Genomic DNA, 17967 nt, shown 5'->3' on the forward strand with positions numbered 1-17967 from the left:
ACGCATCTGCATAAAGAAGACCTAATTTACATTTAGAGCTTAACCGTATAAGAGCACTTTTATTTACTTTGTACTAATGCTTATTACCGCAGACATCCCCGGTTTAAGAATATATTCGGATTCGTCAGCTTGTATTTTAATAGGCAGCCGCTGTGTAACTTTAGTGAAATTACTGGAACTATTTTCAGTTGACAATAGGGCGAATTGAGATCCTGTCGCTGAACCAACCTCTATTACATGACCGATAAACTTCTTGCCAGGAAAAGCGTCTATCGTAAATTCTACTGGTTGATCGACTTTGATTCGGCCAATATAGGTTTCTTCTATGTTAGCATTAATCCAAACATCTGCAAGGTTCGTTATACTAAAGAGCTGCTGTCCAGCAGAAACAACTTCACCATCTTCTACAGATTTTAAAGCCACAACTCCCGAGACAGGTGCCTTTACCGTTGCATTTGCCAATTGAATTTCAAGATTGGTTAGTGCCGCCTGAGCCTGACGGACTTGAGCCTGTGCTACTTGAATATCCTCTGGTCGTGAGCCTTCAGCAGACAAACTGTACTGCTCTTTGGCAGCAGCATACTGTGCCTGGGCAACATCTAAAGCAGTTTTAGCAGTTTCAAGCTGCTGGATTGATATAGCGCCTTGATGATACAGAGCCTCAGCCCGTTCATAGTTTTTCTGGGCATTATAAAGATTTGCCGCTGCTTGGCTAGCAGCAGCATTCGCTGCCGCAACCTCTTGGTGCCGATTACCTGCAATTACAGCTGCCAATTTTGCCTTTGTCATCTCCAAATTCGCATTGGCCTGCTCAACCTGAGCTTCAAATTCTTCCTTCTCTAATGTTGCTATGACCTGTCCGGTTTGGATACTATCTCCTTCTTTAACCAAAACTTTTTCCACTCTGCCAGATACTTTTGCGCTTACCGCGACAATAGTTCCCTTTACTCTGGCATCATCCGTAGAAACAATCCGCCCAGAACGAATCCACCACCATACTCCACCAACTACTAAGATCCCCACAAGCACACTTACAATGATCATCATGCTGCGATTACTTAGCCTTGAATTTGCTTGAGTCATCAACTTTCACCTCATTAAACTATCGAAATCAATATGTATTCTTTTTACTGTATCCACTATGCAAGCATCTACTGGATATTATTGTCTAAGCAAATCCGTCCGCAATATTCTCATCCTTCGTTCCACCTCAGTAATCCGTTCTTGCAGCATTATTTCCAATGCAGGTACGCGAGCAATACCAACATCTGTAATGGTGAAGATTCGTTTGCCGCGAGTCATAGGGCTATCCCATTCGCCGACGATATATCCCCTTTCTTCCATCTTCCGAAGAAGCGGATACAGAGCATTTGTATTTGGAGTATAGGAATCTTGAGTACGCCGCTTAATCTCCGCAGCTAACTTATTTCCATATGCAGGTTCCTGTTGAAGTATTTTCAGTATGTATAAACCAATAATAAGATTCATTAGTGTCTCATAATTGCTTTTTTTCTTTGGCATGTAATCCTCCTTATTTATATTAAAAATATCTTTATTAATTTTATCAAGAATAATTAAGAGTGTCAATTAACAATTGCGATTATAGATTCATAATCCGAACCATAGAATTCATTAAAAAAGGCTGTACTCCAAAATCATGGAATACAGCCTCTAGAATTAACTAGTCAGTTGATTAGTTAATTCTATTATATTTTTATAATTCTTGTCAAAGGTTATCTTAACAATAAGACCTTCAGTAAGGGGAAGGCATCTGTATAACATCTATTTAAAGCCTCGTCTTATAAAATCTTGTATCCACTTTCATAATCGGAAATGCATCTGGCAATACCTCTTTTGCTATTTGAACAAAATTATTTTTTTCATAAAAACGATGTGCAGCTACAAATTTCTCGGTGGTCCCCAGGTAAATTTCACGTATGTTATGCTCACTAGCCCATGACGTTAACTGTAATAGCAGCAGCTTGGCTATATTATGCCCTTTTCCTCGATAATCCGCTTTCACAAACATTTTTCTTAATGCGCCTTGCTGATTTCCAATAGCGATCAGCGCAATCGTTCCTACAATCTGCTGCTCATAAATAGCAATCCAAAAATTCCCCCCTCCAGACTGATAGAAGTTAGGTATGTCACTTAAATCCGGCTGATCTTCTTTGCTGATCGGAATGTTAAACTCACTTCGCTGAATGGTGAGAATTAAGTCAATCACTTCATCTTGATATTCTTTAGAATATTTCTCTACAATAACAGTTTCCAATTTTTATTCACCTCTTTATAAAATGACCTCTTTGCAGTATAAATTCCCGTACTTCTTGCTACGAATCAACTCCAATAGTAAGTATGCTCACTTCTCAAAGAGTTCGATATTTAATTTTGCCATGCAAAAGGATCCATTTAAGTAGTTGACATTTCAACTACTTAAATTCTAATACCAACTAGTTGAAATGTCAACCAGTTGGTATTAGAATATTTTTTATAAAATAATCTTATTTCTCGAAGCTAGATACAACAACTGTTTTCTTTGCCGCTTCGACGAAAGCTCTGAAAAGAGGCAACATATCAGGAGACTGGGTAATCATCATTTCCGGATGCCACTGAACCCCTACAATAAAGCTTCCTTCCCTTTTCTCAATTCCTTCAACTATACCATCTTTTGCTCTGGCATTCACAATAAATCCCGGTGCGATTTCCTTAACAGACTGATGATGAAAGCTGTTTGTCACAATGGAATCTTTCGGAAAAATTTGAGACAATACCGTATTTTGAGTCAATTCTACCGTATGAGTAGGCACATGTCTTTCTCCCTTTTGAAAATGCTTTAAACACTTGCTGGAACATTGAGCTGCTATATCTTGATACAATGTGCCGCCAAAAGCTACGTTGAGAACTTGTAAACCGCGGCAAATTCCTAATATGGGCTTTCCCAATGCAGCTGCAATGTTAGCACTTCGTATATGGTGATCATCCATCTCCGGAAAGATTGTATCTAATTCTCGCAATGGTTCTTCACCATATAGCAACGGATTGATGTCGTATCCACCTGATAATAATAAGCCATCTACCTGCTTTAACTGCGCTTTAATACTTTCTTCATCATCAATAGCTGGCAATAGAAGCGGTACTCCTCCAGCCGATACAATTGCCTGTACATAATCATGACTCACTGCTGCTTTCTTCATTCCTGAAAACAAACCATCCTCAAGAAAAAGTATAGAAACCAGTATACCTATAATGGGTTTCTTAATCACAATCTCCTCCCTCATAATAGATTAAAGGTCAAAAAAAGTGTCTATAATTCCACTTCTTTTGACCTTTAGTTTCAATCAGCTGTTTATGGTGATAGCTTAAACACAATATCTTGGTAAGATAATAACACCCCTAATCAGCATTGTCAATGAACTAAGAAAGCAGTAATAACAACAAATGAATGCTACGCAATTACTTCAATCATTCCATCAATACGTCTAACATTTTCTTACGATTATTTATAAATTCTTTCATTATGATATAATGCTCTGTTTCTTCATATGCAATCGCTTCAATCTTATTATTTGTTATTTGTAAAATCGTTGCACCCGGATACCCCATTATGATAGGCGAATGAGTTGCAATAATAAATTGGGATTGTTGATCCGCCAAGTCATGCATTCTTAAAATCATAGCCATTTGCCTCATGGGAGATAAGGCAGCTTCTGGCTCATCCAATAGGTATAGTCCTTTACCTTTAAATTTATTCATGAAAGTCGCAAAGAAAGCTTCCCCATGAGATTGTTCATGCAATGACTTTCCTCCGTAGAAATGACTCACTTGAAGCTCATCAATTTGCGTTGCCAGATTATAAAAGGTTTCGGCACGTAAGAAAAATTCATTCTTAGGTTTTCTTATACCTCGAATTAAACGAATGCATTCATGTAACTGAGAATGGGAATTTCTCGTAGAAAAATTAAAGTTGCGAGTTCCGCCCTCAGGATTAAACCCCCAGGCAATCGCAATTGCCTCTAGCAGTGTAGATTTTCCCGTACCGTTTTCCCCCACAATAAATGTCACTTGTGGATGAAATTTCAACTCATCTAAATCACGGAAAATTGGCAAGGAAAAGGGATATTGATCGAAGCTTTCAACTTGATCTCGCAATAATTTTATGGAACGCAAATAATGTTCTGTGCTTAATTTATCCATACGATTCTCCTACTCATTACCCATTCATTAATTACTTAACTACTATATTACTGCAGCAAGCTGTCATAATACAACTACATTTACTAGCAAACATACGAGTGATGATGTTATCGAATCATCACCGGTGTACCGACTCTGACCATTGCAAATAATTCTTCAGCATGATGGTTATGCATACGAACACAGCCTAGAGAGACCAATTGACCGATTGACCAGGGAGCACGGTTGCCATGTATGCCATAATTAGGATCAAAATTCAGTCCCATCCAACGTGTCCCCAACATACCTCCAGGATTTAAAATCTTAGTAGCAATCGCATAATCTCCTTCCGGTGTAGGTGTTGACGGTTTGCCGATAGCCACCGGATAGCTGCGTAATTGATTATTTCCGTTAAACAAGGTAAGCTGACGAGTTGGTTTGTGAATTAAAATCCGACCTCGTGCCAAGGTCAGGTCGGCTCTGTAGCGATTATCTTTTATTGGGTTTATTTCTACAATATCAGCACCATATAAACGACAATAAGTGATTGGATCTAAACTGCCTGTTGGGACCAACTTCTCTGATTTTTGAAACTGCAAAATGGCCCCGCCTATTTCATCAGTGTAGGTATTTTGCTCAATACCTTGATAGAAGCCCTTTATTTTGAGAAGGTGCTGAATCTGCCCTAGTATAGGCTGTCTGATTCCCCTTGAAAGATTCATTTCGGCCAATGAATATGGTAAATACATTTTTCTAATATTCATATAGTCGTCCTCCATATAACAATTCTGATCATGAACCATTATATGCTTGGACAAGTATTTCTGGTGTTTTTAAGAATGATCGTTCTTGATACTTTTGGCACTATTTTCTCGAAGACGATCTACTATTAATAGGAGTGATAGCATTAAAAATGGCTATAATAGTAGTAGATGATATCATCTTCGAATCATGTTGTTGGTGACAAAATAATAGGAATAATAATAGGGGTGAAGAAAACTATGCAGGCAATGAACCGTGTTATCTGTCCAAGCTGTAACGATGACCATCTTATATTAAAATATGTGGCTACATATGAATATTCATATATTCTGGATTCAGATGCTCCCGGGCTTAAAAATACGAATGAGCTTCTTCCCCATATGTACGATAAACGCGAACAAAAAGATACGCAGCAGTATATAGAATGCAGAACCTGTGGAATCAGCTATCCCTGCTATTTTGACAGATGGACTGAGAGAATGAATAAGAAAGCGCTGCAAGACGCTGTCAATTCCGCCTACTTGGCAAAACAGCATCTTGATAATACCTAGTTGATTTTAGGTTTTGCTTGCATAAGCCAAGCCTCCTTATATCATTAAAAATCTAACAGCCCTTGCCGACCTAACCAGGATTTGATACAAGTTAAAAATTTTCTTGCAGCAGGGGAAGCATTCTTAATAGAGTTAAGAGCAATACCAATGGTTCGATATGCAGGTTTTTCGAGATTTGCAATATGTACATCATGCAAATTGCGATATAGCACCATCTCAGGAAGAATGCTTATACCTAGACCATTTTGCACCATTGCAATAATAGCCTGATCTTCTATCACTTCATATTTGATTCTCGTTTTCAGATTATTTTCAAGTAAAATACGCCGTACGTCTCCAGTATTACCCCATTTAGGCATGATAAATGCCTCTTTTTTTATTTGTTCAAAAGAAATTTCATTTTGCTGCCCTAAAGGATGCTCCGTTGGCAGAATACAGAGCATTTTATCCTTTTTTAATGGTATAAATTCAAATGACTGAATTACGGGTAAAGACACAAATCCAAAATCAACAGCGCCATTCAATATCCACCGATGAATATCATCATAATACCCTTCATTTAATTTAATTTCAATGGCCGGATGCTGCTTATGAAATTCTTTTATAATACCAGGAAGCCATTGGGAAGACACGCTGGTAAAGGTGCCAATTCGTACGGTTCCAATTTCCAGTCCCTTAATTTCAGCTACTTTCTGTCTTAAGCGCTCATTGCACTGCAAGGTTTCCCGAACGTATTTCAATATCATTTCACCATTACTCGTTAAGGTTACACCTGCCCTGTCACGGGTAAGCAGTAAAAATCCCAATTCTGCTTCCAGACTGGCAATGGCATGACTAACACCCGATTGTGTCAGATTCAAACTTTCTGCCGCTTTTGTCAAACTCCCTAATTCAACCACTCCATGAAAAATCTCATATTTAGAAATCGTCATACTAATTATCTTCTCCTCTTACATGAGTAACTCTCATGAATCCCATTAAAAACATTCTCTTTTCTAATGGTAATTATATATTTATACTAATGATTAAACAATCTAAATCTTAAAAAACAGGATTTTGTTAAGTGGGGGATTCAATATGAAAACAAGGTGCACGGCAAATACAATGCTGCTGATAGTGACAATCTTCTGGGGCTTTTCCTATTTGTTTATGAAAATGGGCTTGAATTCGTTGCAGGAATATAATCTAATTGCATTACGCTTTGGTATCGCATTTTTCTTAGCAGCTGCTATCTTTCCAATGCGCTTACTAAAAGCAAATATAAAAACAATTCGTTATGCTTTTGTCTTAGGTTCGATTTTATTTTTAGTTTTTACTTGTATAACTTTCGGGATAAAATTTACTTCAACCTCCAATGCAGCGTTTCTCGTAAGTCTCACAGTTATTTTCGTTCCAATATTGACCGCCCTTATTGTTAAAAAGGTTCCTGAGACCAACGTCATCGTTGGAGTGATCTTTGCACTGCTAGGAGTAGGTCTGTTAACACTAAATAGTCGTCTCATGATTAACTTCGGTGATTTATTATGCGTTGCTGGTGCACTCTTTTATGCAACGCATATCATTGTTACCGAAAGGCTGACAAAAACGGTAGATTCGATTACGCTTGGGGTCATGCAGCTCGGATTTGCAGGAGCCTTAGGATTTATTTTCTCCTTACTTTTTGAAGCCCCCATATTCCCCATTACTGCTGGTGAGTGGCTGCCGATCTTAGTCTTGAGCATATTGTGCAGTGCCATAGGCTTTATCGTACAAACAGTTGCGCAGCAGCATACCACTTCTACGAATACAGGTCTCATTTTTTCCTTAGAGCCTGTCTTTGCAGCAATATTTGGCTTTCTGTTTTTAGACGAAATTCTTTCTGTTCAAGGTTGGATCGGTGCATTATTTGTATTATTCGGCGTAATCCACTCACAAGTGAATTGGGGAGCTATTTTCACACAAGACTTGCATTACACTCGTCTGATTCACTATCTGCACCAGATCAATAAAACCACATTTTCTACTAACAAAACGAAATAAGATTACCTCTAAACTTACGACCTCCATAAAGGAAATAATGAGGCACCTGCTGTAGACTCTGTTACTCCCATTATACGTTTCGTTACTGAAATGAACAGAGAAAAGAAGAGTCACGACTCATCAATCCAAATGATAAGTCGTGACTCTTCTTATGTTATAAAACCAGCTAGCGATCTACAACCGGGTATTTACGGAGAAAATCATCGAGTTCTTCAATACCTCCTAGGGGTACACCAATGACATCAACCCAAAATAGTATCGCAGCAATCCAGTTTTTAAGATGCTCAACCCTCGGCCAGTTACCAAATAGCCAGGTTAAATACACCTACATGGTGTAAACCAAAATTAATACTCCATTACTACTTTTGAAAATCCTTTAGCCCGTTCTGTAAATGTTTCAAACTCTCCTGTGGTGATAAGTTTTCGATCTGTAAGCCTTCCACCTATCCCGGCACCTGCAAAACCAAGTTTTAAATACTCTGGGAGTATTTCTTCCGTAACTCCTCCTGTAGCAATAAGCTTCACATGGCTGATAGGAGCCATAATGTTTTTTATGTAATCAAATCCAAGGTTTCCTGCTGGAAACAGTTTTACAAAATCAGCTCCGTTGTTATGCGCTGTTAAGATTTCTGATGGTGTCATTGCTCCAGGAATTGAAACAAGTCCTAATTCCTTTGTGTATTTTATAATCTCCACATCAACATTTGGAGAAATAATATAACTTCCTCCTGCATCTTTTGTCGCTCTTACCTGCTCTTTTGTAAGAACCGTTCCTGCACCGATTTTCATAGAGCTTCCGAAATTTTCAACTAACATACGGATCGCCTCAGCAGTCTTGTTAATGCAGTCCGGATCACTTTGGTCAAAGGTCACTTCGACCATGTTCATTCCACCTTGATGCAATGCCCTGACTAAATTAAGCAAATCCTGTCCATAAAGTCTACGACATATCGTAATTACCTTATGTTTTTGAATAAAATCTGCAATTTCTATACTCATTTCCGATTCCCCCTCATATTTATATTAACTTTTTTTGTTGTGCCCTTATGAATTATATCTAACGTTTTACTAAATGCAATATATCATTCCCATTCCATAAATTCAATCCTTTTTGTAATTTCATTCTATTTGATAAATCCATTCTTTTCAGCGAAATGTCGCAGCAATCATAAAAAAAGAGCCCTCAGGCTCTTATTGATCGATTTAGTATTTTCCAAGTGCTCCACGAACAAAATGTAAGACAGAGCATTTCGAAGTATTTTTATTTTCAGTAGGATGCTCAGAACCTCTTATTACAAGACCACATTGAGGACAGCGGGTAAAAAATTTTTTATCCATCATTCCAACGGGCGTAATATCCACCTTCTCAAACATAGTACTACCACAATAGCACTTGTTCTTGCCCAATTTACCACCTTCTTTATCTTTTTTTCATAGTATCATGACCCCAGCCTTCATTGCAAATCCTTATTGCTCCAAAATACACCGTGACAATCAACTATAGCTTATCCTATCTGCTTTTCCCTCGTTTTATGTCTAATATTAGCAGTATATGCATTCTATTCCTTTCATACTCCTTTTCCTTCTCTTTTATTTTTCTTTATCAAAGAGAAGCAGCCTCTGGTAAAGAACTTGAATTCTCTTCAGCAGCGGCTCTATTTTTTTTTCCTCTTGCAGTAACTCTTCCACTAACCCATGCATACGGTGCAAATCATCACACTTTACGATAGAAAGTCGCCCTTCACTTTGAAAGATTACCTGTATCTTCGGCCATATGCTTTTTATGACAACGAAGGTTAACGTTAAGCTTCCTATGGCGTATAAAAAACCGCCAAATGCCCTAATAAAAAGATAGGGTCTAATGAATTCATTTGTTTCTCCAATACTGAGCCCAATCACGCGCCAGAAATAAACTTGTAGTCCGCCAGCGATTAATAACCCAAGCCCCATCGTTAATAATCCGGCATTTAAAGAAATGATTGCACCCCAACACCAGCGATACATTTTCTTGCCAAGCATGATTTCTGTAAATAGGATGTGAAAGCAAACTGCTAACACTAAAAAACCAAATACACCAAATAATGCAAGGTGGGAATGAGCAGACGTAATATAGGTCCCATGTACATATCGGTTTAATGGTGGATAAGCCATGAGAAACCCTAAAAATCCAGCACCGAATATATGGTAGAACATACTGGAGCCGATGAGAAACATCGTTATTTTATCCCGATAGGACAAATCAAAAATACCCTTGAATGTTATCGATTTTACCGTCGTATACAATAGTACAATCGCGGGCAGTACTTGCATTGCGCTAAAAGTGCCGCCCAGCCAAAGCCAATATGATGGTACCCCGATCCAATAATAATGATGTCCTGTTGCTATAATCCCAGCTAAGACCGCGAATGTAATGTCTAAATATATAGCTGTTTCTACAGCCTGTCGCTTAACCTTTGTCACCTGAATCAGCAAGGCAGCCAATACCCCCGTGCCGATAAGCTCCAAAGACATTTCTTCCCATATATGTACCACCATAAATTTAGCGATTTCATCAACTGTCGGGTGAGCATAGGATACGATATTCGGCACGTAAAAAATGATTAATGTGACACTTCCTGTTACCATGCTAATTAATGTTGCCCTACTCCTAGGCATATCGGAAGCCAGATAGGTCGTAAGCAAATTAAAGCACAGCAGAATCGTACAAGCTGCCGTTGCTAGTTTCAAGGGCCAGATTGCCTCTAGATATTCTCTCCCTTCATTGAAACCAAGCAATAACGATCCTAATATTAGGCCTAGCGTGCCAGCCAGCATCCAAAAGTTAATGGTAATTAGTTTCAAACTGTAAAATTCCCGCTCCGCTTCTTGGCAAAAAAAGAAATACATGGCGCCAATCATTCCAATCAACGGCCAATAGATACTCACATTCAAATGAAAAGCTCTTCCGGATGCAAAGGGAATCGGATTGCCAAGATCAGGAAAGAGAAGATCAATTGCTCCGCCCGATGCTACCAACCCTTGAAGACCAAAGAGGAAGTAGGCAAATAAAGCATATTTATAACTCAGGTGCTGAGATCGAAACAACTTTTCTAACCCCTTTTCATTACTTTACTCCAGGTTCCTCTTTTTTATCATATACAGGTCTTGGCGGCCAATCCATATTAGGAATTGACTGCAGGAAACGAAAATATGCAGTAATTTCCTCTGCTTCTTCATTACTCAAGTAAATATGCCGTTTTTTCTTTGCTCCACTAAGCAATGGAGGCTGGGTTAAATATTCTCTTAATCCATTGCTTCCAAACTTTTCATATGCCTTAGTAAGATCGCCTCCGTAATATCCCCCGTTACCAAATACGGTATGACATTCAATACAAGCTCTTTTCTGAAATACCATTTTACCTTTGACTGCCTCAGAAGGTACATTTTGCAAATTATTACCTGCCATCGAGTCATATATAACAAAAAAGAATAACGCCAGGGAAAGAACTACGGTTGCTAAAAAGATTTTCAAGGGAAGCTGCATCGCCGACTCCTTACTAAACATTTCTTCTTATTATCAATTATGTTGAATGTTTCTATACATGTTCTACTAATAAAATCCAGAAAGCAACATAATGAGTTTGCTTAAAAGTTAGAGGTGGGAGGGAGTATGCTCCCTTCCACCTCTAGCTTTTCTCTGTTATCTTCGCTTCTTACCTGTAATATGTTCTACATCAATACGTATCACTGAACATTTATCTTTAAAAGCATCAATTACTTTCAACCCTTTATCATAATATTCAGGACTAAATTTTCTCACTAATGCCTTTAACATATTGATTTTTTCCGTTCCTTCTACCAAAGTCCCTTTTCCAAAAACGATAACACTTTCATAGTTTGCAGTAAAGGAACTAGGCAGCACTTGTGTATATCCAACAACAGTAAAGCACACTTTATCATTGTAAGAAAGATTGTCCAGTATATGCCCTTCCAAGTCACAATGCAGATAAATAGCATCATCTAACATAATATAATGTAATGGCAATCCATAAGGATATCCATCTTTATTCATTGTGGAGAGCACTCCATATTCGCCTTGTCCCAGCATCTCCATCGCCTCATCATGAGTGATCTGTTTGTTAATATCCCGAATACTTCTCATCGTTTTGCCTCCTATAAGATGAACGTTACATCATTTGCTATATTACTTAAAAGATTTTAACCTGTAATTTTCGCGATCCCTCGCTTAATAATCGGGGGAATAAATGTTGCATAATGTAATTGGCACTACGTATTGCCTACAAGTACATTTGTTACTATAATAAGAGCGAAAGTTACTTTTTGCAATAAGGCACTATTTCGTTCAATACAAACGGGATGGTAAGTATTATTGAATTTACTGGAGGCTGACACTTTGAATATTAAAGTCTGTCCTATCGAAGAAGCAATCAATTTAATAGGACATAAATGGAAAGTCCTTATTATAAGAAACTTACTAACTACAGATCATCAACGCTTTGGCTGCCTTCAGAAAGGAATAAACGGAATCAGTCAAAAAATGCTTACACAGCAGCTTCGGCAGCTAGAAAACGATGAGCTGATTTCCCGCAAGGTCTTTGCTGAAGTTCCCCCCAAAGTTGAATATTCTTTGACCGATCTTGGAAGAAGTCTTCAGCCAATCTTAGAATCCATAAGTACTTGGGGAAAAGGATATTTAGAAACCAAAGGAACGGATTCGAAAGATTTTATTGATGACTAAATTATTATTCCTTCCAGCTATTTAATCACTAGAAGAGACATATAACAATCTTTATTAACGTCTTTAAAGCATTTAGAACGGATCGAACCACAAAGACGCAAAGTACACAAAGGGATTATATTTTTGTGTTCTCCTTTGTGATTCATAAAATCTTATATACCTACAAAACTTATAGCTTCTAGTATTAGTAAAAAAGTATCAGCGTAATCATGCTGATACTTTTTTATGATGTATTTTATTGTTTATTCAGCATGATTTGCAAAATTTGTCCGTCGGTCTGAACCATTCCCTGGCAGGCTAATTGTCCCAAGTTGGCAATGGATTGATCCACATCTTCCGCGACAATCCCTTCATTTTCTGTAACACGAATTCCTTCAAGAGCCATTAACACAGCTTTATACCCAGACATCACCGACGTAGACACCTTCATGGCACAGCTATTGGATGCTCCATCACAAATAAGTCCTGCCACATCACCAATCATGTTGGAAATAGCCATGCTAACCGTCTTAAAATCTCCTTTCAGCAGCCAGGCCATTCCTGCTGCTGATCCCATTGAAGCGGTGGTAACAGCACATAATGCTGATAACTTGGGAAGTTTATCATGGATGTAGATTGCCATCATATGAGATAGCATTAATGCTCTTGTAAGAGTTTCTTCATTTGCCTTTACATGCTCGGCTACCACTACAACAGGCATCGTTGCCGATATACCCTGATTGCCGGAGCCAGAATTAGTCATGGCAGGCAATGCTGCCCCACCCATTCGTGCATCAGAAGCTGCCGTTGTACGCATCAGTATCTGGGTCAAAAGGCCATCGGATAAGAGTCCCTGATTTCTATGATGCTCCATCGTGGCGCCAATGCGCAGCCCATAATTCCCGTTCATCCCTTCCTGGGATAATGAACTATTTAGGATAGCCGCTTCGCGGATAAAATCAATCATCTCTAACGGTGCTTGAGTAGCAAAATCGAATACATCCCGTGCCTTTACTCCAGCTATCGAATATTCATCTTCCTTATCATCAGCGTTACAAACCTCAGGTTCTATTTGAAATACTACTTTGCCACATTCTTCAATTCGTATCACTTGTGTGTGGCTGTCGGCAATAGAAACCGTCACCCATTCTTCTCCGTGTATAACCTTTGCTTCCGAATACAAAATCTGAGGGACATCCGCGATCGTAATCTGAACCCGTCCCTGAGCAATCATCAGCTTACTCTCTTCAACCTGGGCTGCTGTCAGATGTTTTAGTACCTCCAGCTTTCCTTCCGGATCACCACCAATGGCACCTACAGCCGCCGCAATGAAAAGTCCAGTAGTACAAGTTCCTGGCACAGTAACCCCCATACCATTTTTCATCAAATTAGCCGATACTTTCGCTTTAATTTTCTCAACCGGTTTCCCTAGTCTCTGGGCTGCAATAGCAGCTGCCAATGCTAAAGAAATCGGCTCCGTACAGCCTAAAGCAGGTACTACTTCTTTTTTTACAATGTTGATGAATCTCAGCCACAAGGGGTTCACCGATTTCAAAGATGCATTCTTCATATTGAAACATTCCTTTCTGCCATATTCACTGGCGAAAACCGACTACTATACAATGAATCTCTGCTGCCTCAGATGATCCGTCAAATTCTCTTGATCCTTAGTATACACCAAAATTGCTGCCCATTGCGGTAAAAGATTTTGATTGAATCTGAATCTTTTGGTAATTTACTGCCAACTGCAGAGGGCGAGACAATCATGATCAGCAGATAATTGCATATGCAATAATGGAAAGGGTTTGCCCGTACCATTATTGTAGGACCTCAGGATATCTTCTTTTTCAGAAAACATGATCCATTCTATAATTTTAGTATTTACCGTTGAAATGTAAAACTCCTGCAGTATTATGAGAAAGCAGTTCTTGCCCTCTTGAGGTTTCAATCCGGTCTTCATAGACATAATATTTGCGTTATATATACATTTCAGATTTTTTCTATAAGCTTATAAAAAATCTAACAGCAGTAGTCATGAAAACTACTGCTGTCAATATGAACAATCTGTTTAGAAAATTCCTAACGCTGCACCTATACCTGAAATACCAGCAATTATGCATAATACTGTTGTTGACTTCATTTTCCTGTTCAATAAGTGAAGCGTAAATAATGTCATTACCAGTGGTAATAAGCCTAATAGCAATTTATCCAAAACATCCGCCTGCAGTTTCAATACAGATTCACCTAAGTGAAAGGAAACAGGAGAAGACAATGTAACAAAGCTTGCTGTAAGGCCGCCTAATACGATCCCCCCCATCGTTTGCGCTACTGTCATTACTTTTTGAATCATATTTCCTGCCATGAGTTTTTGCAGACCTTCACGCCCGAGGAAATACCCTTTCATCCATAAGTTATATGCAATCGTGAACATGATCAACGGCATTAGAATCATATATAAACCTACGCCTATCAAATTTCCCTGAGCAGAGATACTCAAGGCAAAGGACAAGAGAATCGGTGTCAATGTACCCTGCCATAACGTATCTCCGATACCGGCAAGAGGTCCCATTAAACCTGTTTTTAAACCATTGATCATCTGATCGCTAATGGGCTTACCTTTCGCTCGTTGTTCTTCCAGTGCAATCGTCATACCACCGATGATGCTGCCAAAATGTGGTTCTGTATTAAAAAATGCCAAGTGACGCTGCAATGCTGCTTTCATCTCTTCTTTGTCATGTCCATACAATTTTTTTAAAACTGGCGATAATGCATGAACAAAGCCATTTGCCATCAATCGTTCATAGTTGTAATTGGAAACGTAGAAAAACATCCAGAGCCAAAAGGATTTTACTACATCACTCTTCTTAAGCAAATTTTGTTCCATTTTTTCTTGCTCAGACATTTATCTCGCCCCCTGATCTTTCATTGAAAGTTCTGTATAAAGTATTGCAATGATAAATCCAATAATGGAAATCGTAATAATTGGAACATGGAAATATACCTGTAAGATGAAACCAATCAGAAAGAATAAGATGATGTACTTATTGACGATTGCTCTTAGGTTCATTGCAATCCCCAATGCTGGCAATACACCGCCAATAACAGTGAGTACGTGGAGCGGTGTTCCGCTGAGTGATTGAATAATCATCGTCATGATATCGGCGCCATAATATACACCTAGTGTTACAGGCACAATCGTTATAAATGCCAGGAATAATTGCGATGGTACAACATTAAAGAAGTTAACTTTCTTGTAATTACCTTCTGCTGCAGCCTTGTCTGCCATATGAACAAATGCGATATCTACCGTCATTCTCAACGTAAATAGCATCGTCCCTAATAATCCGATTGGTACTGCCAGTGATACAGCTACCTGAGGTGTTGCTCCCGCTGCCATGGCCAGCGCCGTTCCCATCGTTCCAGCTAGACCCGGATCCATCGGAACAGTACCTCCTGCAGAAATATAAGCCAGATAAGGTAAGTTAATAGCCGCACCAATAATGCATCCGGTAACTGGATCTCCGAGAATAAATCCGACTAAGGTCCCGGCAATTAAAGGTCTGTTTGCAATGGTTGCCCCTAAATTGGTCAACCATGGAGTTCCGTTAAAACCCAAATAGTATACCACGCCAATTAATATGGCCTGAAAAATATCTATGGACATTGAGCATCCCCCTCTTTTTTCATGTGGTGTGGATAGTTTGCTTTATACGCTTACGTTATTAATGCATTAAGCTGCCACCTGTTAGATTTAGCGCTTGGCCTGTCATGTATTCCGATTTATCACTAGCAAGGAAAATTGCCATATCGGTAAAGTTTTTATAACTGCAAACGCGTCCCATTGGAATGGTCTTGCAGAAATATGGCATAACGTCTTCTGGTTTCAAATTACGTTTACGCGCATAATCGGCAATCTGCTTATCCCACATTGGCGTTTGTACAACGCCTGGGCAGATAGAATTTGCACGTATTCCTTGTTGAGCGTATTCTAATGCAATGGACTGTGTAAGTCCGATCACACCGAATTTACTGGCGCAATATGCCTGATACTGTGCGCCTGCTTTTTTACCCGATTGGGATGACATGTTAATGATGACGCCACCGTTATTTTTGAGCATATGCGTTACTGCACTCTGGCAGCAGAAGAACATGCCTTTGAGATTGACATTAAGCGTCAGATCCCAGATTTCTTCTGTACAATCGAGAAATGGTAATATTTTCGATACTCCTGCGCAGTTCATCCAAACATCAATGCCGCCAAATGTATCAGCTGCTGCTTCGCCAGCTCCAAAAACCGAACCTTTATCTGCTACATTTACTTTTTGATACATTGCTTCGCCGCCTTCTGCGATGATTTTATCTGCTGTGCATTTGGCTGCTGCTTCATCAAGATCTAGCACTGTAATTTTGGCGCCTTCCTTTGAAAAAGCTATTGCTGCTGATCTGCCAAGGCCGCTGCCTGCACCCGTAACAACAATAGATTTTCCTCTCAATAACATTGAATACATCTCCTCTCTTTTGACTTGTAGGCTTATTTTAAATATTCTTCCACGCCAACAGCTTGCTGGTCAGGAATAATATGAATTACTAATTTTGTACCGTGAGCCGTGATCTTCTTAAAGGATTCTCTTTCTGTATCGGAAGCTGAAATATTCTTATAGAATTTCGTGCGTTTTGTATTTGCCCCCATGCCGCCGATAATGATCTTTTCAAGGGGAAGTCCTGTTTCGATTACAGTTAAGAAACTTTCCGGAACTTTTGCTAGGATCATGAGTTTTTCATCATCACTCATTTTTTTAATCTCTGCTGCTGCTTCCTCGCAATGGTAAATATGCAGCTTAATTTCTCTTGGAACAGCCATTTCAATAATGGATTTTAGAAAGTCATCGGATGCTGTTTCATCATCGATGATTACGATGTGATTTGCTCCTACATATTGCAGCCAAGCTGTCATTACCTGTCCATGAATTAATCTGTCATCAATACGTGCTAGCACAACTGTCGCCATTGTAACTCTTCTCCTTATAGCCTATTAGGCTTTCTTTTTGTTCAACTCGCCAATTAAATCTTTAATTCCATATTTTCCGGATTCTATAAGAGCATCTACCATGCTATCCAGATCTTCTTGTGCCATTCTTTTTCCAATTGCTTCTAGCAGCATCGGAAGGTTGACACCAGTAATTGCTTTGAATTTGTATTCTCTTAACAGAGGATAATTTAATGCTACCTGATTCGCCGGGCTTGCCGAAAACAAATCCGTAAATACCAAAACCCCATCACCATCATCCAATTCACCAACCTCCTTACAAATTAATTTTCCAAATGCTGTGATATCATCTCCATGATATAATCCTAATACTTTGCATTTTTCCTGCTTTCCTATAATCAGTTCAGCTGCATTTAAAAGCCCTGCTGCCAATTCTCCATGTGTTGCAATCAATATACCGACCATTCTTTCGCCTCCAAAATTTATAACAGCAACGATATCTACATATCCTCATTACATTGCTTCTCTGCTTTATATACTTGCAAGTACTGTGCCAATTCAAATAAACGTCTATGTGTGTTATAAAAACATAATTAATTTGATAAAAAACTGCATATTTTTCATTATAAAAATTCACGTGTGTCAAAAAGTCTGGTATTTCAAAATTAAGTATTTGTTTTCCCCATCTGTGTCAACAATATTATTATTTTATAGTCTGTGTCATTTTACTGTGTCACAAATATGGCGTTTCAGTT

Annotated in this window: 21 protein-coding genes; 3 read left to right on the forward strand and 18 right to left on the reverse strand. The window is 38.8% G+C overall.

Annotated features, from left to right (window positions below):
* Positions 1-63 precede the first annotated feature (63 nt).
* The 6 genes from FR7_RS16030 to FR7_RS23315 form a co-directional block, all read right to left on the reverse strand.
* Positions 64-1083 carry an HlyD family secretion protein gene (locus FR7_RS16030; protein ID WP_007933261.1) on the reverse strand — a complete coding sequence of 340 codons (1020 nt, stop codon included), beginning with the start codon at positions 1081-1083 and terminating at the stop codon, positions 64-66.
* 78 nt (positions 1084-1161) lie between these two features.
* On the reverse strand, positions 1162-1521 hold the full coding sequence (locus tag FR7_RS16035; protein WP_007933263.1) for a PadR family transcriptional regulator: 360 nt from the start codon (positions 1519-1521) through the stop codon (positions 1162-1164).
* Positions 1522-1786: 265 nt separating this feature from the next.
* Positions 1787-2275, reverse strand: coding sequence for a GNAT family N-acetyltransferase (locus FR7_RS16040; RefSeq protein WP_007933267.1), 489 nt, complete (start codon positions 2273-2275; stop codon positions 1787-1789).
* 229 nt (positions 2276-2504) lie between these two features.
* Positions 2505-3266: a gamma-glutamyl-gamma-aminobutyrate hydrolase family protein gene (locus tag FR7_RS16045; RefSeq protein WP_007933268.1), complete on the reverse strand. Its 762-nt coding sequence runs from the start codon at positions 3264-3266 to the stop codon at positions 2505-2507.
* A gap of 199 nt (positions 3267-3465) precedes the next feature.
* The gene (locus FR7_RS16050) at positions 3466-4197 is read right to left on the reverse strand and encodes an AAA family ATPase (protein ID WP_007933270.1); all 732 of its coding nucleotides are present in this window, start codon (positions 4195-4197) and stop codon (positions 3466-3468) included.
* A 107-nt stretch (positions 4198-4304) separates the two neighbouring features.
* Positions 4305-4940, reverse strand: coding sequence for a L,D-transpeptidase family protein (locus FR7_RS23315; RefSeq protein WP_007933272.1), 636 nt, complete (start codon positions 4938-4940; stop codon positions 4305-4307).
* Positions 4941-5108: 168 nt separating this feature from the next.
* On the opposite strand from FR7_RS23315, the gene FR7_RS16060 reads away from it, so the two are divergent.
* A complete protein-coding gene (locus FR7_RS16060; RefSeq protein WP_237769540.1) occupies positions 5109-5489 on the forward strand; it encodes a hypothetical protein in 381 nt (126 codons plus the stop codon).
* Between the two features lie 44 nt (positions 5490-5533).
* Here FR7_RS16060 and FR7_RS16065 read toward each other — a convergent pair whose 3' ends face one another.
* Positions 5534-6421 (reverse strand): LysR family transcriptional regulator, encoded by an 888-nt coding sequence (locus FR7_RS16065; protein WP_007933277.1) that lies wholly within the window; start codon positions 6419-6421, stop codon positions 5534-5536.
* Between the two features lie 145 nt (positions 6422-6566).
* On the opposite strand from FR7_RS16065, the gene FR7_RS16070 reads away from it, so the two are divergent.
* The gene (locus FR7_RS16070; RefSeq protein ID WP_007933279.1) at positions 6567-7508 is read left to right on the forward strand and encodes a DMT family transporter; all 942 of its coding nucleotides are present in this window, start codon (positions 6567-6569) and stop codon (positions 7506-7508) included.
* Between the two features lie 345 nt (positions 7509-7853).
* Here the strand turns inward: FR7_RS16070 and FR7_RS16075 are convergent, their stop codons facing one another.
* The 5 genes from FR7_RS16075 to FR7_RS16095 all read right to left on the reverse strand — a co-directional run bounded on the left by FR7_RS16075 (position 7854) and on the right by FR7_RS16095 (position 11649).
* Positions 7854-8507, reverse strand: a complete 654-nt coding sequence (locus FR7_RS16075) for a bifunctional 4-hydroxy-2-oxoglutarate aldolase/2-dehydro-3-deoxy-phosphogluconate aldolase (protein ID WP_007933280.1) — start codon at positions 8505-8507, stop codon at positions 7854-7856.
* A 204-nt stretch (positions 8508-8711) separates the two neighbouring features.
* A complete protein-coding gene (locus FR7_RS24245; RefSeq protein ID WP_017531581.1) occupies positions 8712-8882 on the reverse strand; it encodes a hypothetical protein in 171 nt (56 codons plus the stop codon).
* A gap of 216 nt (positions 8883-9098) precedes the next feature.
* Positions 9099-10592 (reverse strand): cbb3-type cytochrome c oxidase subunit I, encoded by a 1494-nt coding sequence (locus tag FR7_RS16085; protein WP_007933282.1) that lies wholly within the window; start codon positions 10590-10592, stop codon positions 9099-9101.
* A gap of 19 nt (positions 10593-10611) precedes the next feature.
* A complete protein-coding gene (locus tag FR7_RS16090; protein WP_237715611.1) occupies positions 10612-11052 on the reverse strand; it encodes a c-type cytochrome in 441 nt (146 codons plus the stop codon).
* 135 nt (positions 11053-11187) lie between these two features.
* The gene (locus tag FR7_RS16095) at positions 11188-11649 is read right to left on the reverse strand and encodes a pyridoxamine 5'-phosphate oxidase family protein (protein WP_007933284.1); all 462 of its coding nucleotides are present in this window, start codon (positions 11647-11649) and stop codon (positions 11188-11190) included.
* Between the two features lie 252 nt (positions 11650-11901).
* Between FR7_RS16095 and FR7_RS16100 the strand changes: the two genes are divergently transcribed.
* Positions 11902-12246 (forward strand): winged helix-turn-helix transcriptional regulator, encoded by a 345-nt coding sequence (locus FR7_RS16100; protein WP_007933285.1) that lies wholly within the window; start codon positions 11902-11904, stop codon positions 12244-12246.
* A gap of 235 nt (positions 12247-12481) precedes the next feature.
* Here FR7_RS16100 and FR7_RS16105 read toward each other — a convergent pair whose 3' ends face one another.
* The 6 genes from FR7_RS16105 to FR7_RS16130 form a co-directional block, all read right to left on the reverse strand.
* The gene (locus FR7_RS16105) at positions 12482-13795 is read right to left on the reverse strand and encodes an L-cysteine desulfidase family protein (protein WP_007933287.1); all 1314 of its coding nucleotides are present in this window, start codon (positions 13793-13795) and stop codon (positions 12482-12484) included.
* A 498-nt stretch (positions 13796-14293) separates the two neighbouring features.
* On the reverse strand, positions 14294-15127 hold the full coding sequence (locus tag FR7_RS16110) for a PTS system mannose/fructose/sorbose family transporter subunit IID (RefSeq protein ID WP_007933289.1): 834 nt from the start codon (positions 15125-15127) through the stop codon (positions 14294-14296).
* A complete protein-coding gene (locus FR7_RS16115; protein WP_007933291.1) occupies positions 15128-15889 on the reverse strand; it encodes a PTS sugar transporter subunit IIC in 762 nt (253 codons plus the stop codon).
* 58 nt (positions 15890-15947) lie between these two features.
* On the reverse strand, positions 15948-16724 hold the full coding sequence (locus tag FR7_RS16120; protein WP_007933294.1) for an SDR family NAD(P)-dependent oxidoreductase: 777 nt from the start codon (positions 16722-16724) through the stop codon (positions 15948-15950).
* Positions 16725-16756: 32 nt separating this feature from the next.
* Entirely contained in the window at positions 16757-17233 is a 477-nt protein-coding gene (locus tag FR7_RS16125) for a PTS sugar transporter subunit IIB (RefSeq protein ID WP_007933296.1), read from the reverse strand.
* A gap of 24 nt (positions 17234-17257) precedes the next feature.
* Entirely contained in the window at positions 17258-17677 is a 420-nt protein-coding gene (locus FR7_RS16130; RefSeq protein ID WP_007933298.1) for a PTS sugar transporter subunit IIA, read from the reverse strand.
* Positions 17678-17967: the final 290 nt, after the last annotated feature.

The organism is Pelosinus fermentans DSM 17108 (genome assembly GCF_000271485.2).
Taxonomy (GTDB): Bacteria; Bacillota; Negativicutes; order DSM-13327; family DSM-13327; genus Pelosinus; species Pelosinus fermentans.

Coding starts and splice junctions, on each gene's coding strand:
- FR7_RS16060 (WP_237769540.1), top strand. CDS start 5,109: ATGATATCATCTTCGAATCATGTTGTTGGTGACAAAATAATAGGAATA.
- FR7_RS16090 (WP_237715611.1), bottom strand. CDS start 11,052: ATGTTTAGTAAGGAGTCGGCGATGCAGCTTCCCTTGAAAATCTTTTTA.
- FR7_RS23315 (WP_007933272.1), bottom strand. CDS start 4,940: ATGAATATTAGAAAAATGTATTTACCATATTCATTGGCCGAAATGAAT.
- FR7_RS24245 (WP_017531581.1), bottom strand. CDS start 8,882: ATGTTTGAGAAGGTGGATATTACGCCCGTTGGAATGATGGATAAAAAA.
- FR7_RS16110 (WP_007933289.1), bottom strand. CDS start 15,127: ATGTCTGAGCAAGAAAAAATGGAACAAAATTTGCTTAAGAAGAGTGAT.
- FR7_RS16095 (WP_007933284.1), bottom strand. CDS start 11,649: ATGAGAAGTATTCGGGATATTAACAAACAGATCACTCATGATGAGGCG.
- FR7_RS16050 (WP_007933270.1), bottom strand. CDS start 4,197: ATGGATAAATTAAGCACAGAACATTATTTGCGTTCCATAAAATTATTG.
- FR7_RS16130 (WP_007933298.1), bottom strand. CDS start 17,677: ATGGTCGGTATATTGATTGCAACACATGGAGAATTGGCAGCAGGGCTT.
- FR7_RS16120 (WP_007933294.1), bottom strand. CDS start 16,724: ATGTTATTGAGAGGAAAATCTATTGTTGTTACGGGTGCAGGCAGCGGC.
- FR7_RS16075 (WP_007933280.1), bottom strand. CDS start 8,507: ATGAGTATAGAAATTGCAGATTTTATTCAAAAACATAAGGTAATTACG.
- FR7_RS16125 (WP_007933296.1), bottom strand. CDS start 17,233: ATGGCGACAGTTGTGCTAGCACGTATTGATGACAGATTAATTCATGGA.
- FR7_RS16070 (WP_007933279.1), top strand. CDS start 6,567: ATGAAAACAAGGTGCACGGCAAATACAATGCTGCTGATAGTGACAATC.
- FR7_RS16115 (WP_007933291.1), bottom strand. CDS start 15,889: ATGTCCATAGATATTTTTCAGGCCATATTAATTGGCGTGGTATACTAT.
- FR7_RS16065 (WP_007933277.1), bottom strand. CDS start 6,421: ATGACGATTTCTAAATATGAGATTTTTCATGGAGTGGTTGAATTAGGG.
- FR7_RS16035 (WP_007933263.1), bottom strand. CDS start 1,521: ATGCCAAAGAAAAAAAGCAATTATGAGACACTAATGAATCTTATTATT.
- FR7_RS16105 (WP_007933287.1), bottom strand. CDS start 13,795: ATGAAGAATGCATCTTTGAAATCGGTGAACCCCTTGTGGCTGAGATTC.
- FR7_RS16030 (WP_007933261.1), bottom strand. CDS start 1,083: ATGACTCAAGCAAATTCAAGGCTAAGTAATCGCAGCATGATGATCATT.